The sequence below is a fragment of the Methanobacterium aggregans genome, assembly GCF_017874455.1.
GTDB lineage: Archaea > Methanobacteriota > Methanobacteria > Methanobacteriales > Methanobacteriaceae > Methanobacterium_C > Methanobacterium_C aggregans.
Genome location: NZ_JAGGLN010000001.1, coordinates 516,734 through 532,040, shown reverse-complemented (window position 1 = coordinate 532,040; position 15,307 = coordinate 516,734). Strand labels below are relative to the sequence as shown.

14 protein-coding genes are annotated in these 15,307 nt (G+C 39.5%); 6 read left to right on the top strand and 8 right to left on the bottom strand.

What is annotated here, in order from left to right:
- The first annotated feature begins 59 nt into the window (after positions 1–59).
- Both J2756_RS02560 and J2756_RS02555 read left to right on the top strand, forming a co-directional pair.
- Positions 60–695 carry an exopolysaccharide biosynthesis protein gene (locus J2756_RS02560; protein WP_245315892.1) on the top strand — a complete coding sequence of 212 codons (636 nt, stop codon included), beginning with the start codon at positions 60–62 and terminating at the stop codon, positions 693–695.
- Positions 696–1,348: 653 nt separating this feature from the next.
- Positions 1,349–2,416 (top strand): hypothetical protein, encoded by a 1,068-nt coding sequence (locus J2756_RS02555; RefSeq protein ID WP_209582173.1) that lies wholly within the window; start codon positions 1,349–1,351, stop codon positions 2,414–2,416.
- A 758-nt stretch (positions 2,417–3,174) separates the two neighbouring features.
- Here J2756_RS02555 and J2756_RS02550 read toward each other — a convergent pair.
- Positions 3,175–3,450, bottom strand: a complete 276-nt coding sequence (locus J2756_RS02550) for a hypothetical protein (RefSeq protein ID WP_209582169.1) — start codon at positions 3,448–3,450, stop codon at positions 3,175–3,177.
- A 203-nt stretch (positions 3,451–3,653) separates the two neighbouring features.
- On the opposite strand from J2756_RS02550, the gene J2756_RS02545 reads away from it, so the two are divergent.
- Genes J2756_RS02545 through J2756_RS02530 form a run of 4 tightly spaced genes read left to right on the top strand, consistent with a single transcriptional unit; the run spans position 3,654 to position 10,003 of the window.
- A complete protein-coding gene (locus tag J2756_RS02545) occupies positions 3,654–5,192 on the top strand; it encodes a class I SAM-dependent DNA methyltransferase (RefSeq protein WP_342593093.1) in 1,539 nt (512 codons plus the stop codon).
- Positions 5,182–5,724, top strand: a complete 543-nt coding sequence (locus tag J2756_RS02540) for a hypothetical protein (RefSeq protein ID WP_209582163.1) — start codon at positions 5,182–5,184, stop codon at positions 5,722–5,724. The genes J2756_RS02545 and J2756_RS02540 overlap by 11 nt, the downstream gene beginning before the upstream one ends.
- A complete protein-coding gene (locus J2756_RS02535) occupies positions 5,714–6,946 on the top strand; it encodes a restriction endonuclease subunit S (RefSeq protein WP_209582161.1) in 1,233 nt (410 codons plus the stop codon). Before J2756_RS02540 ends, J2756_RS02535 begins: the two co-directional genes overlap by 11 nt.
- The gene (locus tag J2756_RS02530) at positions 6,947–10,003 is read left to right on the top strand and encodes a type I restriction endonuclease subunit R (RefSeq protein ID WP_209582160.1); all 3,057 of its coding nucleotides are present in this window, start codon (positions 6,947–6,949) and stop codon (positions 10,001–10,003) included.
- 480 nt (positions 10,004–10,483) lie between these two features.
- Here J2756_RS02530 and J2756_RS02525 read toward each other — a convergent pair whose 3' ends face one another.
- From J2756_RS02525 to J2756_RS02495, 7 genes are read right to left on the bottom strand one after another with little or no spacing between them, the layout of a single operon-like run.
- Positions 10,484–11,695 carry a CARDB domain-containing protein gene (locus tag J2756_RS02525; RefSeq protein WP_209582158.1) on the bottom strand — a complete coding sequence of 404 codons (1,212 nt, stop codon included), beginning with the start codon at positions 11,693–11,695 and terminating at the stop codon, positions 10,484–10,486.
- A complete protein-coding gene (locus tag J2756_RS02520; protein ID WP_209582156.1) occupies positions 11,682–12,752 on the bottom strand; it encodes a metal-dependent hydrolase in 1,071 nt (356 codons plus the stop codon). The genes J2756_RS02525 and J2756_RS02520 overlap by 14 nt, the downstream gene beginning before the upstream one ends.
- Positions 12,753–12,758: 6 nt before the next feature.
- On the bottom strand, positions 12,759–13,013 hold the full coding sequence (locus J2756_RS02515; protein ID WP_209582155.1) for a hypothetical protein: 255 nt from the start codon (positions 13,011–13,013) through the stop codon (positions 12,759–12,761).
- 10 nt (positions 13,014–13,023) lie between these two features.
- A complete protein-coding gene (locus J2756_RS02510; protein ID WP_209582153.1) occupies positions 13,024–13,656 on the bottom strand; it encodes a hypothetical protein in 633 nt (210 codons plus the stop codon).
- Positions 13,629–14,060, bottom strand: coding sequence for a Holliday junction resolvase Hjc (hjc, locus tag J2756_RS02505; RefSeq protein ID WP_209582151.1), 432 nt, complete (start codon positions 14,058–14,060; stop codon positions 13,629–13,631). The genes J2756_RS02510 and hjc overlap by 28 nt, the downstream gene beginning before the upstream one ends.
- Positions 14,057–14,677 (bottom strand): transglutaminase domain-containing protein, encoded by a 621-nt coding sequence (locus tag J2756_RS02500; protein ID WP_209582148.1) that lies wholly within the window; start codon positions 14,675–14,677, stop codon positions 14,057–14,059. Before J2756_RS02500 ends, hjc begins: the two co-directional genes overlap by 4 nt.
- 34 nt (positions 14,678–14,711) lie before the next feature.
- Entirely contained in the window at positions 14,712–15,260 is a 549-nt protein-coding gene (locus J2756_RS02495) for a hypothetical protein (protein WP_209582146.1), read from the bottom strand.
- Between the last annotated feature and the right edge of the window lie 47 nt (positions 15,261–15,307).

The window sequence follows — 15,307 nt, the reverse complement described above, 5'->3', positions numbered from 1 at the left end:
ATAAATTTAAGAGAAGTTTTGATTTTATAACTTGTTGATTGAGGTTAGAGGCCTAAATTTTGATAGTAACATCCAAAAAGCTTAAGATATCCGATTTTATTCGGGGTCTATCATCTGATATTCCAGAGGAGGGAATATCCTTTGAAGATTTTTTAGGGCTCATTGGTGAATACGGAATCTTGATCACCTCACTGATACTGGTTGCACCCTTCCTCTTACCTGTATCAATCCCAGGAAGCAGTCTGCCCTTTGGACTTGCAATAATCCTCCTGAACATTGCAGGAATTTTTAACAACAGTCCTGTTATTCCAAAAATGGTTATGGAGTACAGGGTGTCCAAGGAAAACTTTTCAAAGATCCTGAATGGTATGGCACGTGCCCTTAGGGGTGTTGAAAGGTTTTCAAAACCAAGACTGTCCATCGTGACCAGAAATCCAGTTATGAGATATGTTAATGCAGCAATTACCATAATCTGCGCATTTCTCCTGATGCTGCCACTTCCCATTCCCCTTACAGATTTCCTACCTGCATATGGAATTCTCTTTCTCATGCTGGGCTCCATTGAAGGGGACGGGTACGTCTTGATTGCAGGTTACCTTCTGGTTGCAGTTACCATCTCCTACTTCACCTTCATGGGAATACTGGGAATTGATGGACTGCAGATGATCCTGCAGCACGTTGGGATAGCACTCTGATCCCAGGGACAAATTGTAGACTTAATTTTTGTGTCAATAAAAAAAAAATATGTGAAATTTATTGGATTTTCATGTATTCCCAAACCCCCATGATCCACTTTTTCATTTTGGCCTGAAAATACACCACCCCCTCTATACCGTAACGTGTAAAAACAGTGATTTCTCATGATTTCCATCTGGGCCATTTCTTCCCGGTTGCAGATAATGGATCTTAGGGTTTGACTTCTTTAACCCTTATTTAACTAAATTTTGTTACTTCGTTACAGGTTAGTATTGTTTACTCTATAGTTGTTATATTAATTACATGAATTAAAATTAAACCGTTTTTTTTGTTGATATAATGTTAACCCTAATTTTATTGGATTATCTTTTTTAGCCAAATTTGTCTGCTTAGCTATCATATTTCTATTAATTAAAAAAATTATTATTTTATTGTACAATTATTCATATATACTTCAATTATTACATTAATCGTTCATGTTATTTTAAAAAAATTAGTAATAACCATATATCCTTTTCAAATCTTCTAATCATTGTTAATTCAGCTTAATTTAATTATCATCCAACTTTAAAAAATTTTTTTATAAAAATATTTATAATAATAGGTTATTATAGAAAATTAAGGTTTTAGACTACAAAAACGAGTGTTTATTATGAAACGTTGTACTAATTGTTGGACTGATAATCCTGATGATGCTGAGCGTTGTCAGAAGTGTGGAAGGGTTTTCGATGAATCCTGGTCACATAATAAGAATTATAGATTGTATTGGAGGGCTATTGGTGGTGGGCTTGTAGTTGGTAGTATTATGGCTATTGTTGGTTATTTCCTGTTTGGGGCTTCCAATACCTTGGCTTATGGTATGATTTCAATTCCTTTTGTTGTTGGTTGTATTGGAACTGTTTTATCTTATAGAGAAGAGGCAGATAGTACTAATTCCTTGGTTAATGCCCTGGCTGCGGGTTTAATAGTTGGGTGTGCAGTTGTTATGGGTTTATTTGGGTTTGCCTTCTTTTCAGGTGATACTGCACCTGTAATGATGGTTATATTAATCCCAGGACTTGCTATTTGGGCTTTATTTGGTGGAATACTTGGTACTGTGATTAATGCTGCAATAGAAAGTGGTAAAAAATCCACAATAACAATTACAGTTATCTTAATCGCGTCAATAGCACTCATAGTATACGGAGCATACATGTTCAATGTAAATGCAAATTATGAGAACGGTGCTTATGGTTCAATGTATGATTTGAATTTTGTTGATATTATTCAGCCTGAGGCTGATGCTTATTTGAATGCACCTTACAACACTTCGGAGGAACGATTATCTAACTTAAATAAGGCTAAGGTGAAGTATGAACGTATGCTGAACATAACTGTGGGTACTCAGCCGCAGGTTGATGAGATGATTGGTAACTCAACTTCAAGCATAAAAAAGGAATATGCACTTGCCATGGGACAATATCTCCAATTAAAACATGACTACTGCCTGGAAATGTACACAGGAATACAATCTGAGATAAACGGGGACACCGCAGAGGCGCAGAAACATTACAAGAATGCTAGGAATTTGATTCCAAAGATACAAAGCCAGAATGATCAAATCAAGGCAATAATCAACAAAGACCAATCATTCAAAAATTATATCACAGAAAAAAGGGATGATGCCAAAAAGTATTCAGGAAGACACAGCTCAGAAAACATGACATTCACCCCTTCATAAAAATTTATTTTTTTTTATTTTTTTTATTTAAAAATTGAATAAACACATTTCTTTTAGAAATTACGACATGTGAAACAATATATAATTTTGTTATAAATAGATATAATATCCCATAAAGTCGTTATATTAATTTCAACTCCAAAATTAGAAGAATTTTCTAAATCTTAAGTCTCAAGAGTTAAATGCCCATTGAAATTTAGAATTTAGATTATCAAAATTTTTAAAAAATTGAGATCTGGAGCTAAAATGATCGTATGGGGTTGTACCAATTGATTAAAATTTAATGATTTTGAGCGATTTTTGTTTATTGAAATTCAAAATTTAAGATGGTAATTTATTTCGCTATACGTTTTGCTAACCTGTGGGCTAACTAAATTTTGTTACTTCGTTATAGCATTGTTTGGTACCCCACGGGATAGCTAAAATGTCGATACTTCGCTATACATCGATATAACGAAATAAATTTTCATATAAATTTGGATGAATAATTGGTATTGGAAGTTATTTTAGATTTATACATGTTAAGAATCACCATATTTTTTAAATAAGTTTAATAATAACTTTAATTTGAATTTAGAAGTTAATTAATCTTTGAACTTACTATTTTTTGTAAACCTTCTAAATATGGGTAATACTATGGATTTTGCTTCAACTTAAAACACTATTTTTGGATTTCATTAATTATTTTGCTCGGTGAAAATCTGATATTCTGTTAAATTGGAGTAAATGGATAAGTAGGGCTATATGTGTTCATCAATTCAGTGCAGTTTCTTTAATTTTTTATTTTCAATTTTTAATTCTTCAATGTGCTGGGACTGTTTTTTAATGGTATCCATAGTTTCATCCAACTTATCAAATAAGTAGTTGATTTGATCTACGAAATCATGGGATGTTTGCATTCCTACTATGAAAACATGTTCATCATGTGAAAAATCCTTCAAGAAATCAGGATGACTCCTGACAAAATATCCCTGATAATTTTTGACAACTATGCCCCCACCAATTTTCAATTCTAAATTTTCTGTCGATAACATGATCTTTATTTAATAATCTATCAAATATGATTTTGAATGGAAAATCAAAATTATAGTAGAAGTTATGATTTTAATAGCAAGCTTTATATCATTTAATCAAATAAGGATTGATCAGTACTTAATGATAAATTACTTGGCTTTGAAAGTGGAATTAACTATAATACAGATTAAACTTCAATAAAAATAATTTAACATCATTTTTTATAGGGGGCAATAACATAAGTAAAAGTTCTAACGGGGCTAATCTTGGATTCGAACAGACGTTATGGCAGTCTGCTGACAAACTAAGGAACAACATGGATGCTGCAGAGTACAAACACGTTGTATTAGGCTTGATATTTTTGAAGTACATCTCTGATGCCTTTAAGGAGCTTCATGGAAAGCTTGAAGCTGATCCCCTTGCTGAAGAAGAGGATAAGGATGAGTACATTGCAGAAAACGTTTTCTGGGTGCCTAAGGAAGCAAGGTGGGATTACCTTCAGGCAAACGCTAAAAAACCTGAGATAGGTCAGTACGTTGATGATGCAATGGATGCCATTGAGAAGGAGAATCGTCAGCTCAAGGGGGTTCTGCCCAAAAACTATGCAAAGGAAGCCCTGAACAAGAAAAGACTTGGAGAACTCATAGACCTCATAGGAACCATCGGATTGGGATACTCTGAGAACAAGAGTAAAGATATCCTTGGACGTGTTTATGAGTATTTCCTGGGTCAGTTTGCAAATGCAGAGGGAAAGAAGGGAGGTCAGTTTTACACCCCCCGAAGCATAGTCAAGGTTCTGGTTGAGATGATAGAGCCATATAAGGGCAGGGTTTTTGACCCATGTTGTGGTTCGGGTGGAATGTTCGTGCAGAGTGAGAAGTTCGTTAAGGCACACGAGGGAAAACTTGACGATATTGCAGTTTACGGACAGGAATCCAACCAGACAACCTGGAGACTCTGTAGGATAAACCTTGCAATAAGGAGAATAGATGCAAGGGTCGAATGGGGAGACAGCTTCCACGACGACAAACACCGCGACCTGAAGGCAGACTACATCCTCGCAAACCCACCATTCAACGACAAAGACTGGAACAGCGAACTCCTTGAAGATGATGCCCGATGGAAGTATGGGATGCCTCCTAAGAGGAATGCAAACTTCGCATGGGTTCAGAACTTCATACACCACCTTGCACCAAACGGAATAGCAGGATTCGTCCTTGCAAACGGATCCATGTCAGCTGGAGGCAAAGAAGGCAAGATAAGAGAGAACATAGTAGAAAAAGACCTTGTGGACTGCATGGTTGCACTACCATCCCAGCTCTTCTACAACACAGGAATACCTGCATGCCTCTGGTTCGTATCAAGGGACAAATCCAACAAAGGATTCAGAGACAGACAAGGAGAGATACTCTTCATAGATGCCCGTAAACTGGGAGAAATGGCAGACAGAACACACCGGGAATTAACAGATGACGACGTCTCAAAGATAGCTGAAACCTACCATGCCTGGAGGGGTGAAGGAGGAGAATATAAGGATGTTCGGGGTTTCTGCAAAGCTGTGAAACTTGAAGAAGTCCGAAAACACGGCCACATCTTAACACCTGGACGGTACGTTGGGGTTGAGATAGAAGAAGAGGATCCTGAAGTCTTTGATGAGAAAATGAAACGGTTAACCTCTGATCTGAGGGAACAGTTCGAGGAGTCAAAGGAGCTTGAAACCAAGATAAAGGAGAACCTGAAGGGGATCGGGTATGAAATCTGAAATAGTAACTATTGAACCTTTAGAAATCCAAAAAAAGGTTAAAAATGCAATTAATAAACTTTTTGAGAAAGATTTCTATCTTTTGAAAGCAAATGCAAATGAAAGATCGATATCACACAAACTTGCCCTTTACATTCAAGAAGAGTTTGAAGAATTTGATGTTCTTGATGTTGATTGTGAGTACAACCGTGATAAACTCCATAATCCCAAAAAAATTAAGGATTGGAGGTCCCGTTGCATTAAAGATATAAAACCTGATGATGAAGATGCTAAAACGGTTTTTCCGGATATTATCATCCATCAAAGGGACAGCAGCAAAAATAATCTACTTGTCTTAGAAATAAAGAAATCTAGCAACTCAGATACTGGTAAATGTGACCGAGAAAAGATTAAAAATTTCATTAATGACCCCGGATTGCATTACGAATTAGGTGTTTTTATAAATTTTGGAGTAAAAAACAAAGCTAGAACATTTTGTTGGAACTGGTTTCCTGAAGATAAATTCGGCAAGGAGCATAAAAATGAGTGCTGAAGGATTTAAGGAAGTTAACATTGGGATAATGCCTGAAAGTTGGGGAATAAAAGCTTTACCTAACTTAATTTCTCATGTAACGGATAACAGAGGTAAAACAGCACCTACAAGTGATGAGGGAATTCCTTTAATTGCTACGAATTGTATAAAAGAAGATGCTTTGTATCCAACATATGAAAAAATACGTTTTGTTTCTAAAGATACTTATGACAATTGGTTTAGAAGTCATCCAAAACCAGAGGATATTATAATTGTAAATAAAGGAACTCCAGGATTAGTCTGTTTAGTACCAGATCCTATTGATTTTTGTATTGCACAAGATATGATAGCTCTTAGACCTGACAAAGATAAAATTTATGGCAGATATTTATTTGCATATATGAGATCCGGAATGTTTAAACATCAAGTTGATGGGCTTAATGTAGGTACTACAATTCCTCATTTAAAGAAAACAGTATTTAAAGAGTTATTTATCCCAATTCCTTCATTTTCAGAACAAAAATTTATTGGAGATATCTATTATAATTTATCCAAAAAAATCGAACTCAATCAGCGTATGAATCAGACCCTCGAGGAAATTGGCAGGGCAATTTTCAAGCACTGGTTCGTGGACTTTGAATTCCCAGACGAACAGGGCAGACCTTACAAATCTTCAGGCGGCGAAATGGTGGACTCCGAGCTTGGAGAGATTCCAAAAGGTTGGAAAGTTGGGAAATTAGGAAGTTTAATATCAATAACAAGTGGTAAAAGGCCAGATGAAAAATCAGATGTTAAAAAGGGCATTTTTACAGTTCCATTAGTTGGTGCAAGTTCTTTGATGGGTTACGTAAATAAAACTTTATGTAATGAACCGATTTTAGTTATAGGAAGAGTCGGAACACACGGAGTTGTTCAAAGGATTCAACCACCCTCATTCCCTTCAGATAATACTTTAATTATAAAATCAAAATATTATGAATTTTTATATCAAATATTAAAAACTATAGATTATGATTCGTTGAATGTAGGTACAACACAACCTTTAATCACTCAAAAAAGCATTAAGAACTATGAAATAATTTTACCAAATAACAACATTCTTTTATTGTTTGAAAAAATAGTTTTGGGATTATTTAATAAAGTTAACACTAACAATCTTGAAATTAAAAATTTATCACAAATCCGAGATTCACTCCTCCCTAAGCTTATGTCAGGTAAAATTAGAGTTAAAGGAGATGAATAAATGTCTTCACATTTGAACGAAGACGCAGTTGAACAGGCAACACTTGAAACCCTCCAAAAACTCGGCTACCAGATCCTCCACGGTCCAGACATAGCTCCCGATAGCATCCATCCAGAAAGGGGAAGTTACAAGGAAGTAATCCTTAAAGCGAGACTCAGGAATGCACTAAGGAGGATAAACCCTGACATCCCTGAGCTTGCACTTGAAGAAGCCATTAAAAAGGTTTCAAGATCTGAAAGTCCCACCTTAATCGCTGAAAACCAGAGGTTTCACAGGTTCCTCACAGATGGTGTGGATGTTGAATATAGGGGATCTGACAGAATTCGCAGTGGTAAAGTCTGGCTTTTTGACTTCAAGAATCCAGAAAACAATGAATTTCTCGCTGTAAACCAGTTCACAGTTGTTGAAGACGGTCACAACCGCAGGCCAGACATTCTCATTTTTATAAACGGGATACCTCTTGTTATTTTTGAGCTTAAAAATCCTGTGGATGAGGATGCAACAGTAAAAACAGCCTTCAACCAAATTGAAACCTACAAGGAAGAGATACCCTCTCTTTTCCACTACAATGAGATCGTGGTTTTAAGTGATGGTATAGATGCACGTGCTGGAACCATCACCTCCAACTTCGAAAGGTTCATGCCTTGGAAGACAATGGACGGTGAGAAGGAAGCAGTTAAAACCCTGCCACAAATAGAAGTTCTTCTTAGGGGTATGCTGAAGAGGGAAGTGCTAATGGACCTCGTGAGACATTTCATAGTCTTTGAAACCAGTAAGGAATCAACCAAGAAGAAGCTTGCAGCATATCATCAGTACCATGCTGTGAACAAAGCTGTTGATGAGACACTGAAAGCAACATCCCCAAATGGTGACAAGAGGTGTGGTGTTGTCTGGCACACCCAGGGATCAGGAAAAAGCCTTATCATGGCGTTCTATGCAGGAAAACTCGTACTTGAAATGGACAACCCCACAATCATGGTCTTAACAGATAGAAACGACCTTGACGACCAGCTCTTTGGAACATTTGCAGAGTGCCATGAGCTTTTAAGGCAGGAACCGGTTCAGGCAGATACTAGGGATAACCTCCAAGAGCTTCTGCAAGTTTCATCAGGTGGAGTGGTCTTCACAACCATCCAGAAGTTTCTACCCGAGAAGGGCACAGACTACCCCAAACTCTCAGAGCGCAGAAACATAGTTGTAATAGCAGATGAAGCACACCGCAGCCAATATGACTTTATAGATGGATTTGCAAGGCACATGCACGATGCACTGCCAAACGCATCATTCATAGGATTCACAGGAACACCACTTGAAAAAACTGACCGAAACACTGTGGCGGTCTTTGGAAATTACATAGATATCTACGACATCCAGCAGGCAGTGGAAGACGGTGTAACTGTCAGAATATACTACGAAAGCAGACTAGTAAAACTGGAAATCGAAGAAAACCAAAGATCACACATCGACATGGACTTTGAAGAAGTCACAGAGGGGGAGGAAATAGACAGAAAAGAACAACTCAAAACCCGGTGGGCAAGACTCGAAGCAGTTGTTGGAAGCGAGAAGAGGATAAAAAAAGTAGCAGCAGACATAGTAAGTCATTTCGAAGCAAGAATCAATAACATGGAAGGCAAGGGAATGATAGTCTGCATGAGCCGAAGGATATGCGTTGAACTCTACAACGAAATCATCAAACTCAAACCAGAATGGCACAGTGAAGATGACAACGATGGATTTTTGAAGGTTGTTATGACTGGAAGAGCCTCTGATCCAGTGCGCTGGCAACAGCACATCCGCAACAAGCAGAGAAGAAAGGAACTTGGAGACACCTTCAGGGATCCAAACTCCCAGTTCAAGCTGGCAATTGTGAGGGATATGTGGCTTACAGGCTTTGATGTTCCCAGCCTCCACACCATGTACATGGACAAGCCAATGAAAAGCCACGGCCTGATGCAGGCAATAGCAAGGGTAAACAGGGTTTATAAGGACAAACAGGGAGGATTGATTGTTGATTACCTTGGAATAGCGGCAGAACTTAAGGAAGCACTGGCACAGTACACGGAAAGTGGTGGAAAAGGAAAACCAACCTTCCAGCAGAAGGATGCAGTAAAGATCATGCTTGAGAAGTATGAGATCGTTTCAAATATGTTCTATGGCTTTGATTACGCCCCTTACTTCAGTGCCAAGACCAATCAAAAGATGCAGATCATCCTCGAGGCAATGGATTTCATCCTTGGACTGGAGGATGGGAAGAAACGCTGCTTGAAACATGTTAACGAGCTTTCAAAGGCATTTTCACTGGCAGTCCCTCATAAAGATGCAATTAGGATACGTGATGATTTGGGATTCTTCCAGGCAGTACGGGCTTACCTCATGAAAACCTCAGAGGGAAGTTCAAAGTCTGATGAAGAGCTGGACACTGCGATAAGGCAAATAGTTTCAAAGGCTGTGGTAACAGGGGATGTTGTGGATATATTCATTTCAGCAGGACTCAAAAAACCGGACATATCCATCCTCTCAGATGAGTTCCTACGTGATGTTAAGGCTATGAAGCAGAGGAACCTTGCAGTGGAGCTTCTGAAAAAACTTATAAACGACCAGATACAGGTCAGGTCACGTAAAAATGTTATAGAGGCCAGATCATTCACGGAACTTCTTGAAAACACCATAACACGGTACCACAACAAGACACGGGATGCATTACAAATAATAGACGAACTCATCGGCCTTGCAAAGGACATAAAAGAGGCAGGTGAACGTGGTGAGAAGTTGGGCCTTACAGAGACTGAACTGGCATTCTATGATGCATTGGGTGTTAACGACAGTGCAGTGCAGGTTCTGGGTGATGAAACACTCAGGGAAATTGCAATGGAACTTGTGAAAACCGTGAGAAACAACATAACCATAGATTGGACCCTGAGGGAAAATGTTCAAGCTAAAATGAGAGTATCAGTAAAGAAGGTTCTTAGAAAATATGGTTACCCTCCAGATAAACAGAAAAAAGCCGTTAAAACTGTCATTGAACAAGCCAACATAATATGCAAAGAATTAACATAATTTAAGTGGAAGAAGGATATAAAAGAAAATTAGAGGTAAATTTATGGATGATGAGATGGGCACGTTGGGAACAATAATTGTTTGGGGTGTTATAATAGGAATAGCACTTTTATTTTTGTTATAACAGTTCCCATTTTGGATTATTGTAGTATTCAATAATGAAACCATATAAACTCACCAATTTTCTTAGAAATAGTACTATTTGATAAAAAGCAGTCAAATATATTGTTGGGGCTATTGTATTATTCAATGATTAAATTAAATTTTAAACCTACTTTTAAACCCCCTTTGTCTTCTTTTTACTCGAGTTTTGTTGTTATTTATTTGTTTTTCTTTTTTCTCATGTCCCTTACCTTCCCTAATATCTTCGAAGTCTTCGGTGCTCATGATCTTAACAGATTGATCTCATTGGAATGGTTGTTGTCCTTTAATTTGATAACTGGTTTCTATCATTAAAAATTACGTGAATTCAGATATAATTTAATATTGTTCCCTCCAAGTCCACGGACTGAAACCAAAACTCCTGAAGTTGGAAAACCCCAGGTTCGACCCTTCCATCTGAAAACCGATTGAATCTTGTCGGGAACATGGATGAAAAACCCCGTAGTAACCACCAGTTGCATTTACGGCTTGAAGAGAGTTGGATCCGTAGAGGGCTGTGATGTTGGTGAAGTTTCCGCGTGGTATCAGGAACCATCCTGCAACGTAGCGGCCGCCGTTGTTTGCTCTGACAGTTATTTTATTGGCACTGGGGGAGGCTGTGTAGGAAGATCCGAGTGGTGCTGTTTTGGTGCTGATTTTAACCCATGTGTAGGGTGATGTGTAGGATTCATAAGCAGTCCGATGCCATTGATTACCATCTGCAACAACGTTAACTCCCCCTGTATTAACAAATTCAAAAGGTTCTCTGAAAGCTGATTTAGTCTCTAAAGAATTTCCGCTTATTATTACCCTGGCATTATCAGTTCTGTAGATGTCTGGAAAGTCAAAGGTTATAGTATCAGCATCCCAGGAGCTTGGGGAGTAGTAATTTCCAGAAATAAGTAGGGTGGTGTTTTCATGTAAATATCCGGGAATATGGAACCTTGCATAAGCCATGTTATACCAGTAGCTCGGAGGATTGTAAACACTGACTTCTATTTTAGTCACATTTATCTGTGAGGACAAAGGAGAGTTGTAAGCCACCAAATCACTGAACCCTAAAGTACTGCTCACAGGAGTATTATCCTTCCTAAACTCCTCAACAGTCAAATTAGAAGACAAGGGGATTGTTTCCTTCAAACCGAAGTTCCTGGCATTGTTCTTGTACGTAATCTCCCTGAAGCTCTTTTTTTTGTTGACAACGACGTAACCGTTCTTAAAGGAGCCATCCGTACCGTTGCACATCGAAAATTTAAGGGATCTGGCAGAACCCGCAGGTATGCTTGGGACTGTGAAGTTCTTGTTCAATGTTTTCCCGTCGTAGGTCCTGACATAAAACTCCATGGTCGAGTTTGGGGAAGGAGCAGAGCCGTAATTGGCAACCGCCACCCTGTAACCTGAAACTAGCTTGTTGGGCATGTTGGCGTCCCACGGAGAAACCCCGATAACAGATAAATCTGGATATCCTGCAGCCTCAACAGAAGATGAAATGAAGAGGGAGATTATGAGCAGTCCAAAAAAAGCACAGGTGATGATTTCAGACCTTACCAACAAAACCACCTCCCGCAAATAGAGTTAAGGTTGCAAGCATCAAACCGAGCTGGTCACTGTCTGAACTCTCCTCACCCTCTGCATCAGGGTTGCTTGTAAAGTCAAAATCAAACATTGACTGGTCAGAATCCGATGAATTCGTTTCATAGGGCACACCCTCGACGAGATTATCGAATTGACTCTGTAAATCAGAGAAAAATGTGTTCTTTGCATCTTCCTGATCAGTTGAATCTGAACCCGATATTGGATCCTGAATTGTTTGGGAAGGGCCCACCAGGATATCCGCGATGTTGTTTCCATATTCATCAGTTGTGGAAGTTGTTGTATTTGTAGTTTGATTGTTGTTGCTCAAATCTTGATTGAGCCAGTTAAGAAGGCCTTGATCAAGATTTTCTGATGTGGAGTTGGTTGAATTTGAAGTTTGAGAGGTACCTGCACTGGCTTTCAAGTTTTTAGTTAAGGATCCAGAACCAGAACTAGTTCCAGAGCTACCCTTAGAATAACCAGAGTTACCCGTTGTGTTTCTCAAGTTGGTGTAAGGATTATAAGAACCTTTTGTGCTGTTGTTACCTGTTTTATTCAGTTTTGTGGAGTTTGAAGCTGAGGCAAAAAGGTCGCCTGGAACACCGCACAGAACGCAGTAAGTGAGAGGGATCAGGAGTAGAACAATAACAACACAGAGAGCAGTCTCCTGTTTTGAACCGGTTTGAATCCGTGATTTTTCCTTTTTAGGCATAACCAATCTAGTTTTTGAGAAGGGGTAAAGGAAAGGTACTCCCTTCTTGGTAACTGCGTCAAGGAGGGTGTGCATTGAAAAGGCTGAGAAACATGCCACACCAACCGCTGGATTAAAAAAGAAAAATGCAACGATTGGAATAAGCCAGATTGCAGAGTGTCCCCATCCCCTGTGCTCACCAGTTACTTTATCGATCAGATCAGGCAAAACCGAGAATAAAACAACAATTAGGATACCTGCAAGGCTGTAGGGCTGACCGAATATCCAGACGAGGATAGTATAAAGTAAAAGGCCCGCTGGAATGTGTGTGTAAAACCGCATGATCCCTCACCCATACCCTGGAATCTCCCCAGGTTCAATTTGCTCCAGTTTTTCAGGAAGTTCAATGGAAGTTTCAACAGCCTTACCTTGAAGAGCCTGCAATACATTTTCTTTTCCAAAGTTGGCAACGGCAAGTTCTATTGAATCAAATATGGCATAGATCACATCATCTTCAATAGATTTTACCTTCTGAGGCTCGCTGAAATTAAATTGCAGCTTCATCTGTTCTTCGTCTAAGACTAAAATTCCTTTGTAACTCATGTTTTCACCTCTATCGAATCAAATACAACAGTGTTCTAACAACAAGGAAAGCAAACCAAAGAGCGCTGACAAGCATAACAGACCCTGTAAGGCTCACTTTCAGAAAGCAGATGAAGATGAATGCCCCGAGCACAAGGATAAAGGGCATGGTTATGTCCATTTCAGAGCCCGAACCTTCATTTTTCATCAACTTCTCATTAACAACTTCAAAGGTCTGGTAGAACCCAAAAACCTCTTTTTTGAAGTTTCCGCAAATGGATCCTATGAAAACTATTCGCTCATGACTTGAAACAGAAAGCCAAAACCTTGATGTTGAAGGAGTCAAGCGCTCAAAGTGGTTAAACATTATAACAACCTTAATTCCCGAACTTTTTTTAAATAACATCTCTTTTAACTCGTCAATGGTCATCCGCTGGAACTGTGTAGAGGTTGGGACTTTACGGTCCCGGATCTCCTGTATCGTTGAGATAAGTTGAATGAGTTTGGATTTGATGGGGGCAAGTTCATTCAAATACACCACTGCGTAACTCTCTGAAACCGCCTCAACGTATTCAAATGAGTTCTTTTTCCATACCAAAGAGTTCTTTCCTGCTTTGATGTTCTCCAAAATCTTTTCTAGACAGTCAGGTTTCCTTGTTTGCATGAAAATCGCTTCTGAAGTTCGTTTGAAACAAGTTCAGAAAACTCAAGACCCTTGAGGCATGCAGCGTTGTAGTCGATCGAAAAACTCTTTTCATGGATCTCAAGGGCGTTAACCTTCGCAATACGCCATGATATGTCCCTGTCAATAAAACGCAGGGCAACACGGGCTTCTGCATTGAGATCATGTGCGAACTTCAGGAGGGTGTGTATCTGACTTTTCCGGATCTTGACCCTGGAATCTCTCGTTGTCTTCACTTCAATAACAAATACGGAGTTTCGATCACCTGCAACGATGTCAGGGGACCGGGCAGATGACCCAGGCAAACGGCATGCAGTGAATTGAGCATCCTTGAAGAGCCTCACAAGCTCCTGTTCATATGCAATTCCCTTGTTTTTATCTATCATGGGCAGTACACCACTATAACGGCGGTTTTTTCAGCACATCTGTACCAGTATGGTTTGTAATTGTATTTTCTAGTAACTAACGACGGGTCGAATGTAGTCCACGAGCCATCAGGGAGCTGAACTTCAAGCCACCTGTGAGCATTCGATTGGGAGCTTCGTCCCTGAACGAGTTTCACAGTGTAACCATTCTTTGTGAGGACCTTGAGTGCAAAATCTGAAAGACCCCAGCAGTCACCGTATCCTGTTTCAATTACACCATGAGCTGTCTTGGCTGCACCCCTACGGTGGTCGAAGTTCTGCTGAATGTAGAATGCAAGTTTTCTCAGTCCCTGGCGGCCATGGAGGTTTGAGAGCCTGCTGTCAGAGATACGCACGGAACCTTTTTGATAGTTGTAATCCTTAGCGTAACTCTGGTCGATTAAAGTCCTGTCCATGTTGTCTGTGTCGTCTATCAACACTTCACCCACTTTCATCTTGTCGAAGTTGGATCCATCCAGATCAACTGATTGATCATCCGGGATCTCAACCTCAGAGACTTGAGCAGCGTGTGAAGTTCCTGAAAATCCGATTATGCCGAAGTAACAGCAGAGGATCAGAAGGCTTAAAACCCTTTTCATATAATACCACCAAAAAATGGGAGATTTAAGTAATTTAAGGCATTAAATCTCCCTGTCCTCCGTTGTCACCTTCTGGGTCGTCATCTCCACCGTAGTCACCAGGGTCGTCAGGGTTCACTACTGGGGGTTCTAGTGGGTCCCATGGTTCATCTGTGTATTCAGAGTCTTCTGCAGGTTCTGTTGGGTTGGTTGGATTTGTGGGGTTGGTTGGGTTTGTGTTGGTTGGGTTCTGTGGCTGTGCAGGTTTTGAAGGGTGTGCAGCTGGTTTTGGTTTCACAACGGCCACTGCAGAAACAGTTCTTTTACTTGTGGTGTGTGAAGAAGTTCCCTCATACACGGTGCCGGAGTCAACGCTTTCAGATTCTAGAACATCGTCTGCAGTTTCGTTCATATCCAAAGTGGGGTTTTCAAGGTTTTCCTTCATCTGCTCATCCGTTAATGGCTCTTGAGCCGCAGGGGCAGGGGCGGCAATCTGTTGGGAACTGGAATTATTGAAGTAGGAGTAGCCAGCCACACCAGCGACCAAAGCCAGTATCAGGAGCCCAAAAATCAGTGGGACCCTCGGAATTTCATCTAAATCCATTTTAATTCCTCCTTTTAATAAAAATTTTTTAACAGTCCTTTAAACTT

Excerpts from the sequence above, each read along its gene's own strand:
- J2756_RS02555 (WP_209582173.1), top strand. The coding sequence starts at position 1,349 with ATGAAACGTTGTACTAATTGTTGGACTGATAATCCTGATGATGCTGAG.
- J2756_RS02550 (WP_209582169.1), bottom strand. The coding sequence starts at position 3,450 with ATGTTATCGACAGAAAATTTAGAATTGAAAATTGGTGGGGGCATAGTT.
- J2756_RS02540 (WP_209582163.1), top strand. The coding sequence starts at position 5,182 with ATGAAATCTGAAATAGTAACTATTGAACCTTTAGAAATCCAAAAAAAG.
- J2756_RS02535 (WP_209582161.1), top strand. The coding sequence starts at position 5,714 with ATGAGTGCTGAAGGATTTAAGGAAGTTAACATTGGGATAATGCCTGAA.
- J2756_RS02530 (WP_209582160.1), top strand. The coding sequence starts at position 6,947 with ATGTCTTCACATTTGAACGAAGACGCAGTTGAACAGGCAACACTTGAA.
- J2756_RS02520 (WP_209582156.1), bottom strand. The coding sequence starts at position 12,752 with ATGCGGTTTTACACACACATTCCAGCGGGCCTTTTACTTTATACTATC.
- J2756_RS02515 (WP_209582155.1), bottom strand. The coding sequence starts at position 13,013 with ATGAGTTACAAAGGAATTTTAGTCTTAGACGAAGAACAGATGAAGCTG.
- J2756_RS02510 (WP_209582153.1), bottom strand. The coding sequence starts at position 13,656 with ATGCAAACAAGGAAACCTGACTGTCTAGAAAAGATTTTGGAGAACATC.
- hjc (WP_209582151.1), bottom strand. The coding sequence starts at position 14,060 with ATGATAGATAAAAACAAGGGAATTGCATATGAACAGGAGCTTGTGAGG.
- J2756_RS02500 (WP_209582148.1), bottom strand. The coding sequence starts at position 14,677 with ATGAAAAGGGTTTTAAGCCTTCTGATCCTCTGCTGTTACTTCGGCATA.
- J2756_RS02495 (WP_209582146.1), bottom strand. The coding sequence starts at position 15,260 with ATGGATTTAGATGAAATTCCGAGGGTCCCACTGATTTTTGGGCTCCTG.